General features: G+C 64.8%; 14 protein-coding genes. 10 read left to right on the plus strand and 4 right to left on the minus strand.

Going from position 1 to position 21,303, the window contains the following annotated elements:
- From APH30_RS05755 to metR, 4 genes are all read left to right on the plus strand, one after another.
- A partial coding sequence (locus APH30_RS05755) for an amino acid ABC transporter ATP-binding protein (RefSeq protein WP_054911925.1) occupies positions 1-600 on the plus strand: 600 nt, incomplete at its 5' end.
- 73 nt (positions 601-673) lie between these two features.
- Complete coding sequence (locus APH30_RS05760) at positions 674-2,578, plus strand: ATP-binding protein (protein ID WP_054911926.1); 1,905 nt, start codon at positions 674-676, stop codon at positions 2,576-2,578.
- Positions 2,575-3,903, plus strand: coding sequence for a sigma-54 dependent transcriptional regulator (locus tag APH30_RS05765; protein ID WP_009684540.1), 1,329 nt, complete (start codon positions 2,575-2,577; stop codon positions 3,901-3,903). Before APH30_RS05760 ends, APH30_RS05765 begins: the two co-directional genes overlap by 4 nt.
- Positions 3,904-4,066: 163 nt before the next feature.
- Positions 4,067-4,984 (plus strand): transcriptional regulator MetR, encoded by a 918-nt coding sequence (gene metR / locus APH30_RS05770; RefSeq protein WP_054911927.1) that lies wholly within the window; start codon positions 4,067-4,069, stop codon positions 4,982-4,984.
- On the opposite strand, the gene APH30_RS05775 is transcribed toward metR, so the two are convergent.
- Positions 4,968-5,381: an NUDIX domain-containing protein gene (locus APH30_RS05775; protein WP_054911928.1), complete on the minus strand. Its 414-nt coding sequence runs from the start codon at positions 5,379-5,381 to the stop codon at positions 4,968-4,970. The genes metR and APH30_RS05775 overlap by 17 nt on opposite strands.
- A gap of 133 nt (positions 5,382-5,514) precedes the next feature.
- Between APH30_RS05775 and APH30_RS05780 the strand changes: the two genes are divergently transcribed.
- Both APH30_RS05780 and APH30_RS05785 read left to right on the plus strand, forming a co-directional pair.
- Positions 5,515-9,789, plus strand: coding sequence for a DEAD/DEAH box helicase (locus tag APH30_RS05780; RefSeq protein WP_054911929.1), 4,275 nt, complete (start codon positions 5,515-5,517; stop codon positions 9,787-9,789).
- Positions 9,790-9,949: 160 nt separating this feature from the next.
- Entirely contained in the window at positions 9,950-11,569 is a 1,620-nt protein-coding gene (locus APH30_RS05785) for an FMN-binding glutamate synthase family protein (protein WP_054904042.1), read from the plus strand.
- A 93-nt stretch (positions 11,570-11,662) separates the two neighbouring features.
- On the opposite strand, the gene APH30_RS05790 is transcribed toward APH30_RS05785, so the two are convergent.
- On the minus strand, positions 11,663-13,081 hold the full coding sequence (locus APH30_RS05790) for an amino acid permease (RefSeq protein WP_054911930.1): 1,419 nt from the start codon (positions 13,079-13,081) through the stop codon (positions 11,663-11,665).
- 311 nt (positions 13,082-13,392) lie between these two features.
- On the opposite strand from APH30_RS05790, the gene APH30_RS05795 reads away from it, so the two are divergent.
- The 3 genes from APH30_RS05795 (at position 13,393) to APH30_RS05805 (ending at position 17,928) form a co-directional block, all read left to right on the plus strand.
- Complete coding sequence (locus APH30_RS05795) at positions 13,393-16,539, plus strand: transglycosylase domain-containing protein (RefSeq protein ID WP_054911931.1); 3,147 nt, start codon at positions 13,393-13,395, stop codon at positions 16,537-16,539.
- Positions 16,540-16,628: 89 nt separating this feature from the next.
- Complete coding sequence (locus APH30_RS05800) at positions 16,629-17,174, plus strand: PadR family transcriptional regulator (protein WP_054911932.1); 546 nt, start codon at positions 16,629-16,631, stop codon at positions 17,172-17,174.
- A complete protein-coding gene (locus APH30_RS05805; protein WP_009681954.1) occupies positions 17,167-17,928 on the plus strand; it encodes a siderophore-interacting protein in 762 nt (253 codons plus the stop codon). The genes APH30_RS05800 and APH30_RS05805 overlap by 8 nt, the downstream gene beginning before the upstream one ends.
- A 120-nt stretch (positions 17,929-18,048) precedes the next feature.
- On the opposite strand, the gene APH30_RS05810 is transcribed toward APH30_RS05805, so the two are convergent.
- Both APH30_RS05810 and APH30_RS05815 read right to left on the minus strand, forming a co-directional pair.
- On the minus strand, positions 18,049-18,684 hold the full coding sequence (locus APH30_RS05810; RefSeq protein WP_029887722.1) for a Pr6Pr family membrane protein: 636 nt from the start codon (positions 18,682-18,684) through the stop codon (positions 18,049-18,051).
- Between the two features lie 2 nt (positions 18,685-18,686).
- Positions 18,687-18,908, minus strand: a complete 222-nt coding sequence (locus APH30_RS05815; protein ID WP_003252112.1) for a VF530 family DNA-binding protein — start codon at positions 18,906-18,908, stop codon at positions 18,687-18,689.
- A gap of 163 nt (positions 18,909-19,071) precedes the next feature.
- Here APH30_RS05815 and APH30_RS05820 point away from each other — a divergent pair, with 163 nt between their 5' ends.
- A complete protein-coding gene (locus APH30_RS05820; protein ID WP_029888012.1) occupies positions 19,072-21,111 on the plus strand; it encodes a TonB-dependent receptor in 2,040 nt (679 codons plus the stop codon).
- Positions 21,112-21,303 lie beyond the last annotated feature (192 nt).

Consider the following 21,303-nt stretch of genomic DNA (forward strand, 5'->3'; position numbering starts at 1 on the left):
TGCGTCAACGCCCTGGAGCCGTTCCAGAAGGGCGATATCGTGGTTGATGGCACCTCCATTGCCGACCCCAAGACCAACCTGCCGAAGCTGCGTTCGCGGGTGGGCATGGTGTTCCAGCACTTCGAACTGTTCCCCCACCTGAGCATCACCGAAAACCTGACCATCGCCCAGCGCAAGGTACTGGGCCGCAGTGAGGCGGAGGCCACCAAGAAAGGCCTGGCCCTGCTCGACCGCGTCGGCCTTGGCGCCCATGCCAAGAAGCACCCGGGCCAGCTGTCCGGTGGCCAGCAACAGCGCGTGGCGATTGCCCGTGCACTGTCGATGGACCCGATCGTCATGCTGTTCGACGAGCCGACCTCGGCGCTGGACCCGGAGATGGTCAACGAAGTACTGGACGTGATGGTGGAGCTTGCCCACGAGGGCATGACCATGATGTGCGTGACCCACGAAATGGGCTTCGCCCGCAAAGTGGCCAACCGCGTGATCTTCATGGACAAGGGCCACATCATCGAAGACTGCCAGAAGGAGGCGTTCTTCGGCGACCCGACTGCCCGCCACGAACGCACCCAGCACTTCCTCAGCAAGATCCTGCAACACTGATTTTGCTTCATTGAACCGGTCGGCGCCGCTGCCCAATCGGGCAGCAGGCGCTGGTCGTGACAAGGCCACTGTGATGAAATGCGATCCTTCGCTTCTTCTCCCTGCCAAGCCTGCCGTGAAATCCCGCCTGCTCCGCCAATTGCTGTTGCCACCACTGATCATTTTGCTGATGGTCGGCCTGGGTATGGCTGGCTACCTGATCAGCGAGAGCAACGGTATCCGCACCCTCAGCGAAAACGGTGAACGCCAGCTGGAGCTGCACGCGCGCACGGTCGAAAGCGAGATCAGCAAATACACCTACCTGCCGAGCCTGCTGGAGCTGGAAGACAGCGTCTCGCACCTGCTCACCGACCCGGATGGCGGTTCGCGCCAGGCGGTCAACGAATACCTCGAAGGCCTGAACCGGCGCAGCCGCAGCCGGGCAATTTTCGTGCTCGATACCAATGGCCGGGTCCAGGCCACCAGCAACTGGCGCGATGCCGATTCGTTCCTGGGCGAAGACCTGTCGTTCCGCGCCTATTTCCAGACTGCCGTACGCGGCGAACCTGGGCGCTTCTACGGCATCGGCAGTACCACGGGCGAGGCTGGCTACTACCTGGCCCACGGGCTTGAGGAACACGGCAAGATCATTGGCGTGGCAGTGATCAAGGTACGCCTGGATACCCTGGAAGAACGTTGGCAGCGGGCGCGCCTGGAGGCATTCGTCAGCGACGAAAATGGCATCATCATCCTTTCCAGCGACCCAGCCAGGCGCCTGAAGTCGGTACGCCCGCTGACCGCGCAAACCAAGGAACGGCTGGCGCGCAGCCTGCAGTATTACTGGTGGCCGTTGAACGAGTTGCAGCCCCTGGCCCGCGAGACCCTGGCCGATGGCGTGGAAAAACTGACCTTCCCCGCCAACAGCGAGACTGCCCACGGCGAGCCCCACGAAGTGGCCTACCTGGCCCAGACCCGCCGGCTGGTCGACACGCCCTGGCATTTCACCCTGCTCACCCCGCTGCAGGACCTGCGCCGCGAATCCATGGTCCAGGGCATTCTGGTGGGGGTCGCCTTGGCCCTGCTGGCCATCCTCGGCATCGCCTGGAACGAGCGGCGCAAAGTCATCGCCACCCGCCTGGCCGCACGCGAGGCGCTGGAGGAAGCCAACAGCCAGCTGGAGCGACGGATTACCGAACGCACCGCCGACCTGCGTGCCAGCAACGAACGCCTGAAAGGCCAGATTCGCGAGCGCCGGCACGCCGAACAAACGCTGCGCCACGCCCAGGACGAGCTGGTGCAGGCCGGCAAGCTGGCAGCCATCGGGCAGATGTCCACCAGCATCGCCCACGAGCTGAACCAGCCGCTGGCTGCCTTGCGTACGCTGTCTGGCAACACGGTGCGCTTCCTCGAACGCGGGGCGCTGGAAACCGCCAGCACCAACCTGCGCACCATGAACGACCTGATTGACCGCATGGGCCGCATCACTGCCAGCCTGCGCTCGTTCGCCCGGCGCAGCGACCACAGTGGCCAGGCTTCCCTGGCCAAGGCGATAGAAGCCACCTTGCAAGTACTGGGCAACCGCATCAGCGCCTGCCACTTGCAGCTGCACAACCACTACGAGGACCAGCAACTGGCCATCGACCAGACCCGCCTGGAGCAAATCCTGGTCAACCTGATCGGCAACGCCCTCGATGCCATGGCTGCGCAGCCACAGCCCGAACTGTGGCTGGAGGGCGAAGTGCAGGGCGACAAATACCGTTTGCAGGTGCGTGACAATGGCCACGGCATCGACGCCGAGGCGCGCAAGCATCTGTTTGAACCTTTCTTCACCACCAAACCGGGCGAACACGGCCTGGGCCTGGGCCTGACCCTGTCGGCGAGCCTTGCGGCTGCGGCCAAGGGCAGCCTCAACGTCGAGCACCCCGTCACCGGCGGGAGCGCCTTCGTCCTGGCCCTGCCCCTGGTTTCGCCCCCTAACGAATCGGCAGAGCACCCATGAACCAAGCGCCTCTTACCGTCCTGATCGTCGAAGACGACCCGCATGTGCTGCTCGGCTGCCAGCAGGCACTGGCCCTGGAGGACATCGCCTGCGAAGGTGTGGGCAGTGCCGAGCAGGCGCTGGAGCGCATCGGCGACGATTTCGCTGGTATCGTCGTCAGCGATATCCGCCTGCCCGGCATCGACGGCCTGGAGCTGCTCAACCGCCTCAAGGCCCGCGACCGCAGCCTGCCGGTGGTACTGATCACCGGCCACGGCGACATCGACATGGCCGTTGGCGCCATGCGCAATGGTGCCTACGACTTCATGGAAAAGCCGTTCTCCCCGGAACGCCTGGTCGACGTGGTGCGCCGCGCCCTGGAGCAACGGGGGCTGTCGCGCGAAGTGGTTGCCTTGCGCCGCCAGCTGGCCGAACAGAGCAGCCTGGAAGGCCGTATCATCGGCCGCTCGCCGGCCATGGAGCACCTGCGCGAGCTGATTGCCAATGTGGCCGACACCTCGGCCAACGTGCTCATCGAGGGCGAGACCGGCACCGGCAAGGAACTGGTCGCACGCTGCCTGCATGACTTCAGCCGTCGCCAGGGCCAGCCCTTCGTGGCGCTGAACTGTGGGGGCCTGCCGGAAAACCTGTTCGAGACCGAGATTTTTGGCCACGAGGCCAACGCCTTCACCGGTGCCGGCAAGCGCCGTATCGGCAAGATCGAACACGCCAATGGCGGCACGCTGTTCCTCGACGAGGTGGAGAGCATGCCGATCAACCTGCAGATCAAGCTGCTGCGCGTCTTGCAGGAGCGCACCCTGGAACGGTTGGGGTCGAACCAGAGCATTGCCGTGGATTGCCGGGTGATTGCGGCAACCAAGGCCGACCTCGATAGCCTGGGCCAGAGCGGTCAGTTCCGCAGCGACCTGTACTACCGGTTGAACGTGGTGACCCTGGAGCTGCCACCGCTGCGCGAGCGCCGCGAAGACATCCTGCAATTGTTCGAGCACTTCCTGCAGCAATCGGCCCTGCGCTTCGATCGAGAAACACCGACCCTGGACAGCCAGACCCTGTCCCGCCTCCTCGCCCACGACTGGCCAGGCAATGTGCGGGAACTGCGCAACGTGGCCGAACGCTATGCCCTGGGCCTGCCGGCGTTCAAGAAAGGGCCCAGCGGGGGGGCCAGCCAAGGCCTGGGCTTTGCCGAGGCGGTGGAGGCGTTCGAACGCAACCTGCTCAGCGATGCACTGCAACGCACCGGCGGCAACCTCAGCCAGGCCAGCCAGGAGCTGGGCATGGCCAAGACCACGCTGTTCGACAAGGTCAAAAAATACGGCCTCGGTTGACCTCAACAACGGTGTGAAGCGCCTGCGGCGCGGGTATTCGGGCCCCGGTGGGTGTGGGGCCAGCCGCAGGCGGTGCGGCGCTACGCCCAGTCGACAGCGTTGCCAACATGAGCGAAACTCAACTCATTGCTTCGTTCACCCCATTCACACCCCGGAGTCAGCAGTGCTGGAGATCCGCCACCTGAAAACCCTTCATGCCTTGCGCGAGGCCGACAGCCTTGTGGAAGCCGCCGAGCGCCTGCATCTGACCCAGTCGGCGCTGTCTCACCAGTTCAAGGAGCTGGAAGAACGCCTGGGCCTGCCGCTGTTCGTACGCAAGAGCAAGCCGATACGCTTTACCAGCGCCGGGCTGCGCCTGCTGCAACTGGCCGATGCCACCCTGCCGTTGCTACGGGGTGCCGAACGCGACATCGCACGCCTGGCCGGCGGTACCGCCGGGCGCCTGCACATGGCAATCGAATGCCACAGCTGTTTCCAGTGGCTGATGCCGACCATCGACCAGTTCCGCGATGCCTGGCCGGAAGTCGAGCTGGACCTGGCCTCCGGCTTCGCCTTTGCACCCTTGCCAGCCCTGGCCCGTGGTGACCTTGACCTGGTGGTGACCTCCGACCCGGTGGACCTGGCCGGCATCACCTACGTGCCGCTGTTCACCTACGAAGCCATGCTGGCGGTCGCCAACCAGCATGCGCTGGCCAGCAAGCCGTATATCGTGCCCCAGGACCTGCTCGACCAGACCCTGATCACCTACCCGGTGGAGCGCGACCGCCTGGACATCTTCACCCGCTTCCTGGAACCGGCCGACATCGAGCCGGCCGCTGTGCGCACCTCGGAGCTGACGGTAATGATGATGCAACTGGTCGCCAGCGGCCGGGGCGTCTGCGGCATGCCGCACTGGGCTTTGCATGAGTACAGCGCGCGGGGTTATGTGAAAGGCAAGCGCCTGGGCGAGAAAGGCCTGTTTGCCACGCTTTACGCCGCTGTGCGCACCGACATGCTCGATGCGCCGTACATGCGCGACTTTCTGCTGACCGCCAAGGACACCTCCTTCGCCACCCTCGACGGCGTCAGCGCGGTGCGTTGAGCAACTGGCGGTACAGCGGCAGGATCAGGTCGCGGGTCAAGGGCGCCAGTGGCTGGTCAGGCGCCTGATCTGCAGCCAGCCATACCACCTCCTCGATTTCTGCCGCCGGGATCACGGCGGCGGCGCTGTCGACCCGAAACAGCTCGGCTTGCACCTCGAAGCCGGGCTCATTGGCGGCCGTGGCACTGAACTGGCCCAAGTACACGGCCTGGGCCGGGTCGATGTGCAGGCCCAATTCCTCGTGCAGTTCGCGCACCAGTGCCTGCAGCGCCGTTTCACCCGCATCGATCTTGCCCCCCGGCTGCATGAAGGCTTCGGTGCCACGCTTGCGCACCAGCAAGGTGCGCCCCTGCGGGTCGAGCAACAGGGCGGCGGCGATACGAATGGTATTGGGCATGGGCTGAACTCGCTGGCAACAATGGCCGGGGAGGATCCCACGGGCTCGCTTGGGCTGACAAGGCCATTGTCGCGTGTGCCGGCCAGACGAACGGCCCCTTGCCAAAGCGCCCATGCCCCTCCATAACCAACCCATGAACCTGCCCGCCCAACAGCACCCGGTGCTCGAACTGTTCCACCCCGCCGTACGCACCTGGTTCGGCCGCCACTTCGCAACCGTTACCGATGCCCAGGCCCAGGCCTGGCCCTTGGTCCATGGCGGCCAGTCGATGCTGTTGGCCGCACCCACCGGCTCGGGCAAGACCCTGAGCGCGTTCCTGGCCGTGCTCGATGAACTGTTCTGCCAGGGCCTGGCGCAGCAGGGCCAGCTGCCGGCGCAGACCCAGGTGGTCCATGTTTCGCCGCTCAAGGCGCTGTCCAATGACATCCGCGTCAACCTGCAAGCCCCGCTCGAGGGTATCAGCCAGGCCCTGGCAGAACAGGGCCTGGCTGCACCCCGCATCACTACCGCCGTGCGCACCGGCGATACCCCGCAAAAAGAACGCGCCGCCATGCGCAAGCTGGCACCGCACATTCTGGTAACGACCCCCGAATCCCTGTATGTACTGATGGGTTCGGCGTCTGGTCGTGAAGGCCTGCGCAACGTGCATACGGTAATCGTCGACGAGATCCACGCCTTGGCCGGCAACAAGCGCGGGGCGCATCTGGCGCTGACCCTGGAACGCTTGCAGGCCCTGGCAGGCCGGCCCTTGCGCCGTATCGGCCTGTCTGCCACACAGCGCCCGGTGGCGCGGGTGGCGCAGTTTCTGGTCGGGAGCGGCCGGCCCTGCGCGGTTGTCGATGTTGGCCATGCCCGGCCACGCGACCTGGCCATCGAGCTGCCGCCGGTACCGTTGGGGGCGGTCATGGCCACCGATGTCTGGGGCCTGGTCTACGACCGCCTGGCAGCCCTGGCCCGCGAGCATCGCACCACTCTGGTATTCGTCAACACCCGGCGCCTGGCTGAGCGCATCACCCGCCACCTCAGCGACCGCCTGGGCAAGGATGCCGTGGCCGCGCACCATGGCAGCCTGGCCAAGGAGCTGCGCCTGAGCGCCGAGCAACGGCTCAAGCACGGCCAGTTGCAGGTGCTGGTGGCCACGGCGTCACTGGAGCTGGGCATCGACATTGGCGACATCGACCTGGTCTGCCAGGTGGCCTCGCCGGGTTCGATTGCCGCCTTCCTGCAACGGGTTGGCCGCGCCAGCCACCAGGTCGATGGCGTGCCCAAAGGGCGCTTGTTCCCGACATCGCGTGACGACCTGATCGAGTGCGTGGCCCTGCTCGACTGCGTACGCCGGGGGGAACTGGAGGCGCTGCACATACCCCGGGCGCCCCTGGACGTGCTGGCCCAGCAGATCGTCGCCGAAGCCTGCAACCAGCCGTGGCACGAACAGGCGTTGTTCGACTGCCTGCGCCAGGCCACACCTTATGCCCACCTCGACCAGCAGCACTACCAGGCCCTGCTGCGCATGCTTGCCGAGGGCTACAACGGCCGCCAGGGCGTACGCAGTGCCTACCTGCACCGCGATGCGGTAAGCGGCACATTGCGGGGCCGCCGCGGCAGCCAGCTGACCGCGCTGACCAGCGGTGGCACCCTTCCGGACAATGCCGACTACAGCGTATTGCTGGAGCCGCAGGCGCTGAACATTGGCAGCGTCAATGAAGACTTCGCGGTGGAGAGCATCGCAGGCGACATCTTCCAGCTGGGCAATGCCTCGTACCGCATTCTGCGCGTCGAGTCGGGCCGGGTTCGGGTGGAGGATGCCCAAGGGCTGCCGCCCACCATTCCGTTCTGGCTCGGCGAGGCGCCTGGCCGCAGCGACGAACTGTCCGCGGCCGTGGCCAGGCTGCAGGCACAGCTTGACCAGCAGCTGACGCTGGCCGACGGCGATACCCGCGCGGTGTCGGCATGGCTGCAGGGTACGTTCGAGCTGGGCGAAGACTGCGCCGAGCAGTTGCTCGACTACCTGGCCCGTACCCGCGACGTGCTCGGTGCCCTGCCCTCGCAGGAAACGTTGGTGATGGAGCGTTTCTTCGATGCCTCCGGCGGCACCCAGCTGATCATCCATTCGCCCTACGGCAGCCGCATCAATCGCGCCTGGGGCCTGGCCTTGCGCAAACGCTTCTGTCGCACCTTCAATTTCGAACTGCAGGCGGCCGCCAGCGAGGACGCCATCGTGCTGTCGCTGTCCACCAGCCACAGTTTCGACCTCGACGAGGTCTGGCGTTACCTGAAAAGCGGCACCGCAGAAGCCCTCCTCATACAGGCCGTGCTCGAAGCGCCACTGTTCGGTGTGCGCTGGCGCTGGAACGCCAGTGTCGCCATGGCCCTGCCGCGCTTCGTGGGCGGGCGCAAAGTAGCGCCGCAAATCCAGCGCATGAAAAGCGAAGACCTGGTTGCCGCGGTGTTTCCCGACCAGATCGCCTGCCTGGAAAATATCGCCGGCGAGCGGCAGATACCCGAGCACCCGCTGGTCGAACAGACCCTCGACGACTGCCTGCACGAGGCCCTGGATTGCACGGGCTGGCTGGCCCTGTTGAGGCGCATGGAAAGCGGGGCGGTACGCCTGCTGTGCCGCGATCTGCCTGCGCCATCGCCGCTGGCGTCGGCCATTCTCAATGCCCGGCCTTATACGTTCCTCGACGACGCACCGCTGGAAGAGCGGCGTACCCAGGCGGTGCTCAACCGGCGCTGGAACGAGGTGCACAGCAGTGACGACCTGGGCGCACTGGACGCCGACGCCATCGCTGCCGTGGCCGCCGAGGCCTGGCCGCAGCCGCGCAATAGCGACGAAATGCACGAAACCTTGATGAGCCTGGGCGCCATCAGCCAGGCGCAGGTCAGCGCCAACCCTGGTTGGAACCTGTTCCTCTGGCAACTGGCCAAGGCCGGCCGCGCCTTGCGCCTGCCCCGCGAGCAGTTGTGGCTGGCCCGCGAGCGCCTGAACCTGCTGCAGGCGATCTACCCGGCGACGCCCCTCGAACCGGCGCTGGAACAGTTGCCTGGCTTCGACCAGCCCATCGAGCCCGACAATGCCCTGGGCGAACTGCTGCGTGGCCGCCTGAGCGCCCATGGCCCACAGACGCTGGTACAGATCGCCGCGCCGTTGGGAATGCAGCCGCAGGCAGTCGAACAGGCCCTGGCCCGCCTGGAAGCCGAAGGTTATGTGCTGCGCGGCTATTTCAGCCCGGCCGCCAACGAGCTGCAATGGTGCGAACGCCATTTGCTGGCGCGCATCCACCGCTACACGGTCAAGCGCTTGCGTCGCGAAATCGAGCCGGTCAGCCTGCAGGACTTCATGCGTTTTCTGTTCGACTGGCAGCACCTGGCACCTGACACGCGCCTGCGTGGCCCGCAGGCTGTAGCCGAAGTGCTTGGGCAGTTGCAGGGCTTCCCCAGTGCAGCCACAGCCTGGGAGGCCGAACTGCTGCCCGCACGCATCCACGACTACAGCCCCCACTGGCTCGATGATGCGTGCCGCAGCGGGCAATTCGCCTGGAGCCGGTTGGCCGCGAGCCGCTCAGGCAGCACCTTGTCGAGCACCCCGCTGGTGTTGCTGCCTCGGGAGCACCTGGGGCTGTGGCGCAGCCTGGCGCCCGCGCCTGCCGTACAGAGCCTTGGCGCACGGGCGCAGCGGGTACATGAGGTGCTGCAGGCTCAGGGCGCGTTGTTCTTCGACGAACTGACCCACGATGCCCGCCTGCTGCCCAGCGAGCTGGAAACAGCGTTGCAGGAACTGGTGGGTGCCGGCCTGGTAGGTGCCGACAGCTTCACTGGCCTGCGCAGCCTGATCGCCCCGGCGGCGAAACGCGCTTCACGCCCCCGCCGGCGCGGCCATGCACCGTTGTCCAGCAGCATGTCCCATGCCGGGCGCTGGGCATTGCTGCGCCAGGGCACGGCGGATGACAGCCAGCGCCTGGAGCACATCGCCCACGCCCTGCTAAGGCGCTATGGCGTGGTGTGCTGGCGGCTGCTGGAACGCGAGAGCGATGTACTGCCGCCGTGGCGGGAACTGCTGCGCTGCTACCACCGGCTGGAGGCGCGCGGCGAGATCCGCGGGGGGCGCTTCATTGCCGGGTTGGCCGGTGAACAATTTGCCTTGCCGGAGGCGGTTGGGTTGCTGCGCCAGTTACGCCGGCGCGAGGCGGACGGCGCACTGCAGGTGGTCAGTGCCAGTGACCCGCTGAACCTGATCGGCTCGTTGCTGCCGGGGGTGAAGGTGCCGGCGGTGAGCGGCAACCGCCTGCTGTACCGCGACGGCGTGCCAGTGGCCAAGCGCGTGGCCGGGCGCCCTGTGTACCTGAGCGAGGCGCCCGCGCACGAGCAGGAAAGCTGGCGACAGAAGCTGCTGCGCGGGGCACCGTAAACAGCCTGCCTTGCCGAGCATGGACCAGGGCTGCTGAGGCTTGGCGTGGCGAGAATGATTTTCGCTACCCCGATTTTAATTTGCAGCGCCCGGCAACTTGGCTATGGTCGGGGTTTGCCCCCAGGCCCTGAGCCTGACCGCGCCATCGCAAGGACCCCGTATGAGCCTGTCACTTCTCAGCCGCTATGCCTTCTTCGCCGCCTGTGTCCTGTTCACCTTGGCGAGCCTGCCCTTCAGCCAGCATGAATGGCTGTGGCCCTTCACCCTGACCGCCGGCGTTCTCAGCCTGATCGGGCTGTTCGACCTGCTGCAGCAGCGCCACGCCGTGCGCCGCAACTACCCCATCCTGGGCAACATCCGCTACCTGGTAGAGGCCATCCGCCCGGAGATCCGCCAGTACCTGCTGGAGTCCGACAGCGACGCACTGCCGTTCTCCCGTGCGCAGCGCTCGCTGGTGTATGCCCGGGCCAAGAACGAAGCTTCCGACAAACCGTTCGGCACCTTGATCGATGTGTACCAGTCCGGCTTCGAGTTCATTGGCCACTCCATGCGCCCGGCGCCGTTGGCCGACCCGGCCAGCTTCCGCATCATCATTGGTGGGCCGCAGTGCAGCCAGCCGTATTCGGCCTCGATTTTCAACATCTCGGCCATGAGCTTCGGCTCGCTCAGCGCCAACGCTATCCGCGCGCTCAACCAGGGCGCCAAACTGGGCAACTTCCACCATGACACTGGCGAAGGCAGCATCAGCCCGTACCACCGTGAACACGGTGGTGACCTGGTATGGGAACTGGGCAGCGGCTACTTTGGCTGCCGCACCGCGGACGGGCGTTTCGACCCTGAGCGCTTCGCCGCACAAGCCCGTAGCCCGCAGGTGCGCATGATCGAAGTGAAGATGAGCCAGGGCGCCAAGCCTGGCCATGGCGGCATCCTGCCCAAGCACAAGGTCACCCAGGAAATTGCCGAGACCCGTGGCGTGCTGATGGGCGAAGACTGCATTTCGCCATCACGGCACAGCGCCTTTTCCACCCCCATCGAGATGATGCAGTTCATCGCCCAGCTACGCGAACTGTCCGGCGGCAAGCCGGTGGGTTTCAAGTTCTGCCTGGGCCACCCGTGGGAGTTCATGGGCATCGCCAAGGCCATGCTGGAGACCGGTATCCTGCCGGATTTCATCGTCGTCGATGGGAAGGAAGGCGGCACCGGCGCGGCGCCGGTGGAATTCACCGATCACATTGGCGTGCCCCTGCGTGAGGGGTTGCTGTTCGTGCACAACACCTTGGTCGGGCTGAACCTGCGCGACAAGATCAAGCTGGGCGCCAGCGGCAAGATCGTCAGCGCCTTCGACATCGCCAGCGTGCTGGCCATTGGCGCCGACTGGGCCAATTCGGCGCGCGGCTTCATGTTCGCCATTGGCTGCATCCAGTCGCAAAGCTGCCACACCAACAAATGCCCCACTGGCGTGGCCACGCAAGACCCGCTGCGCCAACGTGCGCTGGTAGTGCCGGACAAGGCCCAGCGGGTGCTGAACTTCCACCACAACACCTTGCGCGCGCTGGCAGAAATGCTGGCGGCGGCTGGCCTGGAGCACCCGGCACAGCTGGAGGCCAAGCACTTGGTGCGCCGCATCTCGGCCACCGAGATCAAGCTGTTCTCGCAGATGCATGTGTTCCTCAAGCCGGGCGAGCTGCTCACCGGCGAGGTGGATGGCCAGTTCTATTCGCGCATGTGGCAGCTGGCCAGGGCCGACAGCTTCGAGCCGCACAGTGAGGTGGCGGCCTGACGCGCCCCGGGGGCTGCTTGGCAGCCCTGCTGCGATCCCTGTGGGCGCTGGCTTGCCGGCGATGGGCCGCAGCGCGGCCCCGGCCAACTCAGGTCAGGAAGCGGTACTGGCCGTACCCTGCACGTTTTTGGGTGCCAACCGGAACACGTGGTACAGCACGGTCAGCAGTACCAGGAATGCCGGGCCGATGTACAGCGCCACCCGGGTGTCCTCGAAGTACGCCATCAGGCCCACCACCAGCACCAGGAACGCCAATGCCAGGTAAGAGCTCAGCGGCCACAACCACATGCGGTACTTCAGCCCCTGGCGCTCGGCAGGGGTAAGGCCGGCACGGAATTTCAACTGCGCCAGCAGGATCATCACCCAGGTCCAGATTGCGCCAAAGGTGGCAATCGACGTCACCCAGACGAAGACCTTCTCCGGCACCAGGTAGTTGGCCAGCACACCCAGCAGCAGCGCGCCGATGGACAGCAGCAGCGCATTGCGGGGTACCCCGTTGTTCGAGGTACGGGCGAAGGCCGCCGGGGCCTGGCCGTTCTGCGCCAGGCTATAGAGCATGCGCCCGGTGCTGAAGATGCCGCCATTGCATGAGGACAGCGCCGCGGTGATGACCACGAAGTTGATGATGCCCGCGGCGGTCTTGATGCCCAGGCGCTCGAAGGTCATGACGAACGGGCTGCCCTGGCTGCCAATTTCGTTCCACGGGTAGATCGACAGAATCACGAACAACGCACCGACATAGAACAGCAGGATGCGCCAGAACACCGAGCCGATGGCCTGCGGAATGGTTCTTTGCGGGTTACGGGCTTCACCGGCAGTCAAACCGATCATTTCCACGCCCAGGTAGGCGAACATCACCATCTGCAGCGACATCAGCACGCCGGTCACGCCATTGGGCATGAAGCCGCCGTTGCTCCACAGGTTGGCGATGCCCACTGCCACACCGTCATTGCCCAGGCCGAAGGCAATGATGCCGACGCCGCCCAGCACCATGGCGATGATGGTGACGATCTTGATCAGGGCGAACCAGAACTCGAATTCGCCGAAGGCCTTGACCGCTACCAGGTTGACCGCCCCCATGCTGCCCAGCGCCGCCAGGGCCCAGATCCAGCGGGGCACGTCGGGGAACCAGATCCCCATGTAGATGGCTACCGCGGTAATTTCCGCAACACAGGTCACCAGCCACAGGAACCAATAGTTCCAGCCAGTGAGAAAGCCCGCCAACGGGCCGAGGTAGTCCTGCGCATAGCGGCTGAACGAGCCGGCGACAGGGTTGTGCACGGCCATTTCACCAAGGGCGCGCATGATCACCAGAATGGCCAGGCCACCGATGATGTAGGACAGCATGATGGCCGGGCCGGCCATTTCGATGGCCTTGGCCGAGCCTAGGAAAAGACCGACACCGATACAGGCGCCCAGCGCCATCAGACGGATATGCCGTTCGCCCAGTTCACGCTTGAGCGGGCCGCCTTGGGTGGGCTGGCCATGGGCAGGGTGGTTGCCGACTGGCATAGCGATTCAACCTCATTTTGTTATTGGATTTGCCTTCGTGCAGCACCCGCCACGCCGATAGGCATGGCCTTGGCTTGCCAAGCTGGCCTCTTGGGCCGGCCTGCGTGCCGGGTCAGCGCAACCCGGCAGGGCGAAGGGGCGAGCAGTATAGGAAGACCGCTGAAGGGGTTTTCGCTGTATATCCATGAATAATCAGCGAGTTCTCCGGAGCCCCCGGTACCTTGATCAGCGCCGACAAATGTTTCCGCCTACCCGCTCACCGTCTAAGCTTCAGGCAAGCAAGACGAAAATACCTGGCCGGATTGAAGAATATGGGCGCACTGTGGCAATCGGAACCAAGCAGAACGGAAGCACCCGAGACACCGCCGGCCGAGACGCCACAACGCAAGCCCCCCCGGCAGCGTCGGCTATGGTGGCGGCTGATCATCCTAATCGTGCTGGTGGCGCTGGTGGCTGTCGGCTTCGCCGCCTACGACGAATTTCGCACGTCCGAGTTGCAGTCGCGGGAATTCAGCAAGCTCGCCAGCACCCTCACCTACTCGCTGCAGCCCGGCCCCAGCGACGCCATCGTCTACCCCGGTGACGGGCCGTTCGACAAACGCCTGGGCTACAGTGCCCTGGGTGAATTTCTGCCGCGCCTGCTCAAGCGTGACTACCTGATCAGCGAACAGGTCAGGTTTTCCCCGGCGTTGATGAACTACGTCGAGCATGGGCTGTTCGTGCCCTATATCGAGAAGATCCAGGCGGGCCTGTCGATCACCGACTGCCGTGGCGACACGCTCTACCAGTACAACTACCCGCAGCACCTGTACCCCGACTTTGCCGCCATCCCGCCCGTGATGGTCAATAGCCTGCTGTTCATCGAGAACCGCGACCTGCTCGACACCCAAGACCCGCGCAACAACCCGGCCGTGGACTGGCCGCGCTTCGCCAAGGCCGCCTACAGCCAGGTGGCCAAGTACCTGGCGCTGCCTGGCCAGTCGGCGGGTGGCAGCACCCTGGCCACGCAACTGGAAAAGTATCGCCACTCCCCAGATGGCCTGACCGTATCGGGGGCCGAGAAGATCCGCCAGATGATTTCGGCCAGCGTGCGCGCGTACCAGGGCGGCCCCGACACCACCGAGGCGCGCAAACGCATCGTGCGTGACTACCTCAATAGCGTGCCACTGTCGGCCGTGCCTGGCCACGGCGAGGTGCACGGCATGGCCGAGGGGCTGCGGGTGTGGTACGGCGCCGACTTCGACCAGGTCAACCAGGCGCTGACGTCCACCGCCACCGACCCGCAAAGCATGGCGGCGCGCGGCCTGGCCCTGCGCCAGGTGCTGTCGCTGATGATTGCCCAGCGGCGGCCCTCGCATTACTTGTCCAAAGGCCGGGTGGAACTGGCCGAGCTGACCGATTCGCACATCCGCGTGCTGGCCGCCAACAAGGTCATAGATCAGCCACTGGCCGACGCAGCGCTGGCCAGCAAGGCGGTGTACCGCGACTGGGTGGCGCAACCGACCATCGTGCCCATCGTCACCAACAAGGGTATCAGCCTGGCGCGCAACCGCCTGGCGGCCATGCTCAACCGCCCGCTGTACGACCTCGACCGCCTCGATGTCTCGGCTACCAGCACCCTGCAGGCCGACCTGCAATTGCAGGTCAGCCAATACCTGAAAAACCTTGCCGACCCGGCTTTCGCTGCGCAGATCGGCCTGATCGGCGAGCGCCTGCTCACCGCCAAGACCACCGACCAGGTGAGCTACAGCTTCACCCTGTTCGAACGCACCGCCGATGGCTCGCGGGTCAGGGTGCAGACCGACAGTACCGACCAACCATTCGACATCAACGAAGGTAGCAAGCTGGAGCTGGGCTCCACGGCGAAGTTGCGGGTACTGACGACCTACCTGGAGATCATTGCCGAACTGCACGACAAGTACGCCGGCAAGCCTGTCGCCGAGCTGAAAAAGGTCGACGTCGCCGAGCTTGACCGCATCACCCAATGGTCACTGGATTGGCTGGCGCAGAACAGCAAGAACCAGAGCCTGGATGCCATGCTCGACGCCGCCCTGGAGCGCAAGTACTCGGCCAGCACCGGCGAGGCATTTTTCACCGGCGGCGGCATGCATGTGTTCAACAACTTCCGCAAGGAAGACAACAGCCGCAACCCCACGCTCAAGGATGCCCTGCGCGAGTCGATCAACTTGCCCTTCATCCGCCTGATGCGCGACCTGGTGCGCTATGTGACCTACCAGCAGCCCTACAACCGCGTACCGCTGCTCAAGGATGACGCCGACCCGCGTCGCCAGGAATACCTGGCGCGCTTTGCCGACAAGGAAGGCACCAACTACCTGATGCGCTTCTGGAAGAAATACCAGCGCAAGACCTCGCAACAGCGCCTGGATACCTTCCTCGACAGCATGCGCGTGACCCCGCAACGGTTGGCCGCCGTGCACCGCTACCTGTTCCCCGAAGCGGGCCAGCAAACGTTCAATGCCTTTGTCCGCGCTCACCTCAAGGGTGACAAGAGCGCCCTGGGCAAACTCAGCGATGGCCGCCTGGCCGAGATGTACGAAGCCTATGGCCCGGGCAAGTACGACCTGCCCGACCAGGGTTACATTGCCAAGGTCCACCCCTTGGACCTGTGGCTGCTCGGCTACCTGCTGAAGAACCCCAGTTCGACCTTGAGCGAGATGGTCAACGCCAGCCGCTTCGAGCGCCAGGAGGTCTACGGCTGGCTGTTCAAGAGCCGCCACCAGGGCGCTCGCGACAGCCGCATTCGCACCATGGTGGAAATCGAAGCGTTCCTCGACATCCACCAGCGCTGGAAGCGCGTGGGCTACCCGTTCGACCACCTGGTGCCGTCGCTGGCGACCGCCATCGGCAGCTCGGGCGACCGCCCTGCCGCCCTCTCGGAGCTGGTCGGGATCATCCAGAATGATGGCATCCGCCTGCCCACACTGCGCATCGACACCCTGCATTTTGCCGCCAACACCCCCTACGAAACCAAACTGATCAGCGACCCGGACCGGGGGGTGCGGATTCTGCCGGTCGAGGTGGCACGCGCCCTCAAAGGTGCCATGTCGCAGGTGGTCGATGCCGGCACCGCGCGGCGCATTTCCGGCAGTTTCAAGCTGCAGGACGGCACGCCCCTGGTAATGGGCGGCAAAACCGGTACCGGTGACAACCGCATCGAAAGCTTTGGCGCCGGCGGCCGGCTGATCGGCTCGCGGTCGCTCAACCGCACCGCCACCTTCGTGTTCTTCCTGGGTGAGAACCACTTCGGCACCTTGACCGCCTTCGTGCCAGGGCGCTCGGCAGAGGCATTCAAGTTCACCTCGGCGCTGCCGGTGCAGGTACTCAAGGGCATGGCACCGATCCTCATGCCTTACCTGCAGCCGGGCAATCCGAACGAGTGCAAGCCCCCGGAAGTGGCCGCGAACTCGACCACGAAAGCGGACGAATCGAACAATTAGATGAGAATCATCAGCAATTGAGGGCTTGTCTTTAGATATATCTTGAGTAATATCTTACGATATATCGCAAAGAAGGAGCCACTATTCCCATGCGTGAACATACCCCCCATGACCCCTTCGAACGGCGCCCCGGGCGCGGCGAACGCGGCCCCCGTGTATTTGCCCCCGGTGACCTCAAGTTGCTGATGCTCGACTTGCTCGCAAGCCAGCCCGGCCATGGCTACGACCTGATCCGCCAGATCGAGAACCTGTTCGAAGGCAGTTACAGCCCGAGCCCCGGGGTGATCTACCCCACGCTGAGTTTTCTTGAAGAAGCCGAGCTGATCAGCGGCCAGGTGCAGGGCAGCAAGCGCCTGTATGCCATCACCGAGGCCGGCCGCGGTGCACTGGCGGACCAGGCGGTGGCGCTGGACGGCGTGCGCACGCGCATCGAAGTCAGCAAGCGCGCCTTGCGCGGCCACGATCGCCCGCCTGAAATTCACGAAGCGGTGGGCAACCTGCGCCATGCGCTGCACATGCACAGCGGCCGCTGGACACCTGAAGAAATCGACAGGGTTCGCGACCTGATCAACCACACCGCCAAAGCCATCGCTTCCGGGCCGGCCGGCGCTGCTACGGAGACGCTCCATGACTAACAGCATTCACCGCGTCAACCACGAGATTCGCCAGCGCTGCCTGCAGGTGCTGCGCGTCACCGAGCTTACCCCGCGCATGCGCCGTATCACGTTGGGCGGGGCTGAACTGCAAGGCTTCACCAGCTTGGGCAGCGACGACCATATCAAGCTGCTGTTCGGCGAAACCCCGGAGCAGCAACAGGCCATCGAGGCCCGCAAGCTGGGCAAGGACAGTGGCGTACGGCCCACCATGCGTGAATACACGCCACGGCGCATAGACCTGGTGGCCAACGAGTTGGACATCGACTTCGTCCTGCATGGCGACGGCCCTGCTTCCACGTGGGCGGCGCAGGCCGCGGTTGGGCAAACCCTGAATATCGCCGGGCCACGCGCTTCACTGGTGGTGCCGGATGTGTTCGACAGCTACTTGCTGATCGGCGATGAAACGGCCATCCCGGCAATCGGAAGGCGGCTCGAGGAGCTGCCCGCTGGCCGCCAGGTGCTGGCGGTGATCCAGATCGAGGACGAGCAGGAGCGCCAGCCGCTGCCGAGCAAGGCGCAGGTCGAGGTGATCTGGGTACGCCGCCACGAGGAAGACCTACTGGCATTGGTGCAGAACCTGACCTTGCCGCAAGGCCGGTTGTACGCCTGGGTAGCGCTGGAAAAAACCCTGACCCGCCAGGCCAAGGCGCTGCTGCTGGAAAAAGGCGTGCCCGAGGATGCTTTGAAAGCCGCGGCTTACTGGCGGGCCGACGGGGCTGGGGACGACGAATAATCGGCTTCAGCCTGTTACGGCCTCTTCGCGGGCAAGCCCGCTCCCACAGGTACATCACCAGCCTTGAAGACTGTGGTATTCCTGTAGGAGCGGGCTTGCCCGCGAAGAGGCCGGCACAGGCTAAGCAAACTTTTGCGCCCCACGCCAACGATCCAGCCCCAGCAACACCAGCCCGATCCCCCAGAACCCCGCCAGCACGCCCAGGGCATTGAGCAGCACTTGCCCGTACCCCAGCCTCGCCACATCGATGAACGGGTAGGCGTACAGGCCAATCTCGCTACCCCGCCACAAGGCGTAGCCAAAGTATACGGCCGGGTAGAGTGCCCACAGCGCCAGGTGCCGCAGACGCAAATGGCCCTTGGGCACCTCACACCACCAGTACAAGGCGTACAGCGCCGGCATCACATCGTGCAGCAACTCGTCGGCCAGCCATTGCCAGCCCTCTGGCTGCCACAAGTGGCGCAGCAACACGCTGTAGGCCAGCGCTACCAGCACAATGCTCGCGGCCACCGCGGAACTCACCGACGGCGACAGAAAAAAATGCCTGGCCCGGCCTTCGCGGCCAAACGCCGCATAACTGAGCACCGTGGCCACCAAGGTGTTGGTCAACACCGTGAAATAGCCAAACACGTTGATCAGGCCGCCGATCAGGCTGGCCTGCTCCTGCCAACGCGCCAGCAGTACCAGGTACACCTGCACGGTCAGGCCGAACCAGCCCAGCACCGCCATGCCGGTCAGCCAAGGTCGCCGCAGCACGTTCAGGCCTGACGCTGCAGCTTCACGTACAACTGCTCGACCTTTTCCCGCGCCCAAGGGGTTTTACGCAAGAAGGTCAGGCTCGACTTGATCGTCGGGTTGCTCTTGAAGCAACGCACGTCAATGCGTTCGGCCAAGCCCTGCCATTGGTAATGCGCCACCAGCTCGGTAAGGATCTGTTCGAGGGTCTTGCCGTGCAGCGCGTTGTGTTGGGCCGTGCTCATGCTGTACTCCGTGGGAAAGATGCGCACCTTACACGAGTGTAGTGGCGGGTGGGATCCGGCGAGGCCGCAGAAAAATGCTGGCCAGGGAAGAAACCTCTGTGCTGAAATAGTTATGTTATGTTGTAACACTATATGAGCATCTGCCAAGGAACGTCCCACTCTCATGTTGTCTGCACCGCTTCGCCTCTCCCCCCTTGCCGTCGCGCTCTGGCTGGCCGCTTCGCCCAGCCACGCGGTAGAACTTGAACCCCAGGTGATCACGGCCAACCCGCTGGGCAACCGCCAACTGGCCGCACCCAGCACCGTGCTCGAAGGCGACAACCTGCTGCAACAGCAGCACGGCAGCCTCGGTGAAACCCTGAACAAACAGCCCGGTGTCGCCTCGACCTGGTTCGGCCCTGGCGCCAGCCGCCCGGTCATTCGTGGCCTGGATGGCGACCGCATTCGCATCCTGCGCAACGGCGTAGGCGCCCTGGATGCCTCCTCGCTGTCCTACGACCATGCCGTGCCGCTGGACCCGGTGACCGTCGATCGTGTCGAAATCGTGCGCGGCCCTGCCGCACTGCTGTACGGCGGCAACGCCATTGGCGGCGTGGTCAACACCTTCGATAACCGCATCCCCGACGCCCCCATCGAGGGCATTCACGGCGCCGGTGAACTGCGTTACGGTGGCGCCGACACCACCCGCAGCAGCGCCGGCAAGCTAGAAGCCGGCGATGGCACGTTCGCCCTGCACCTGGATGCCAACAGCCGTCAGTTCAATGACCTGCGCATCCCTGGCTACGCCCGTAGCGCGAAAGTGCGCGATGCCGAAGAGCCCGGCAGCAAGCACCGCCTGGAAAACAGCGATGGCCGCCAGGATGGCGGCGCCATCGGCGGTGCCTACCACTGGGACCACGGTTACGCCGGCCTGTCGTACAGCCGCTACGACAGCAACTACGGCTCGGTGGCCGAATCCGGCGTGCGCCTGGACATGAAACAGGACCACTACGCCTTCGCCTCCGAACTGCGCGACCTCGATGGCCCGTTCAGCTCGGTCAAGGTCGATGCTGGCTACACCGACTACGAACACAGCGAAATCGAGGAAGGCGAGGTTCACACCACGTTCAAGAACAAAGGCTACGAAGCGCGTATCGAAGCCCGCCATCAGCCGCTCGGGCCGGTAGAGGGCGTGATCGGTGCGCAAGTCAGCCGCAACGAATTCTCTGCCCTGGGCGAAGAGGCCTTCGTGCCGCACACCGATACCGACAGCCTGGCGTTGTTCATGCTCGAACAGTGGCAAGCGACCGAGCGCCTGAACCTGAGCCTGGGCGCCCGCATGGAACACACCCGCGTGGCCCCGGATGCCAAAGGCAACGAGAACTTCGTCGACGCCAACAGCGCCAGCAGCTTCAATGCGTTCAGCCTGTCATCGGGCGCGGTGTACCAACTCGACCCGGTCTGGTCGCTGGCGGCCAACCTTGGCTATACCGAACGCGCCCCGACCTTCTACGAGCTGTATGCCAATGGCGCCCACGTCGCCACCGGTGCCTATGAAGTCGGTGATGCCAGCCTGAACAAGGAAAAGGCCATTTCCGCCGACCTGGCGTTACGCTTCGACAACGGTACGCACAAGGGCAGCGTCGGGCTGTTCTACAGCCACTTCCGCAATTACATCGGCCTGATCGGCACCGGCAACCTGCGCGAAGGCGGGCATGATCACGACCACGACGAAGCTGACCATGATCACGACGACGGTTTCCCGGAGTACCAGTACCAAGGTGTGCGGGCACGCTTCTACGGCATCGAGGCCCAGGACCGCTGGCAGCTGGTCGAGAACCGTTATGGCAGCTTTGCCCTGGAATTGTCGGGTGACTACACCCGGGCCAAGAACCTTGACAGCGGCGAGCCGCTGCCCCGTATTGCTCCGCTACGCCTGAACAGTGGCCTGGTCTGGGAGCTGGACCGCTGGCAGGCCCGGGTGGACGTGCAGCACGCCGCCTCTCAGCACCGCAAGCCGGCCAACGAAAGCAGCACCGATGGCTATACCACGCTGGGGGCCAGTGTTGGCTACCGCTTCGACGTTGGCCAGAGCCAGTGGCTGGCGTTCGTGCGCGGTGAGAACCTGACCGACCAGACCGTGCGCTATGCCAGCTCGATTCTGCGCGATATCGCGCCAGCACCGGGGCGCAGTGTGGAAGTGGGCCTGCGTACCACCTTCTGAAATGGTGGGGGCGCTTTGCGCCCCAATCGCCGGCAAGCCATTTCCTACACGTACTGCGCCACACCTGGGTAGGCGCAGGAACTGCGCAGAGCAGAGCCCTACGGACATTATTACCAATTGAACAATAATGACCTGCGACAATTTGTCTTTTTTTCTGACGCCTTCCCCTATATCCTCCCCGCCGCAAGCTGA

Source organism: Pseudomonas sp. NBRC 111127, from assembly GCF_001320345.1.
Lineage (GTDB): Bacteria > Pseudomonadota > Gammaproteobacteria > Pseudomonadales > Pseudomonadaceae > Aquipseudomonas > Aquipseudomonas juntendi.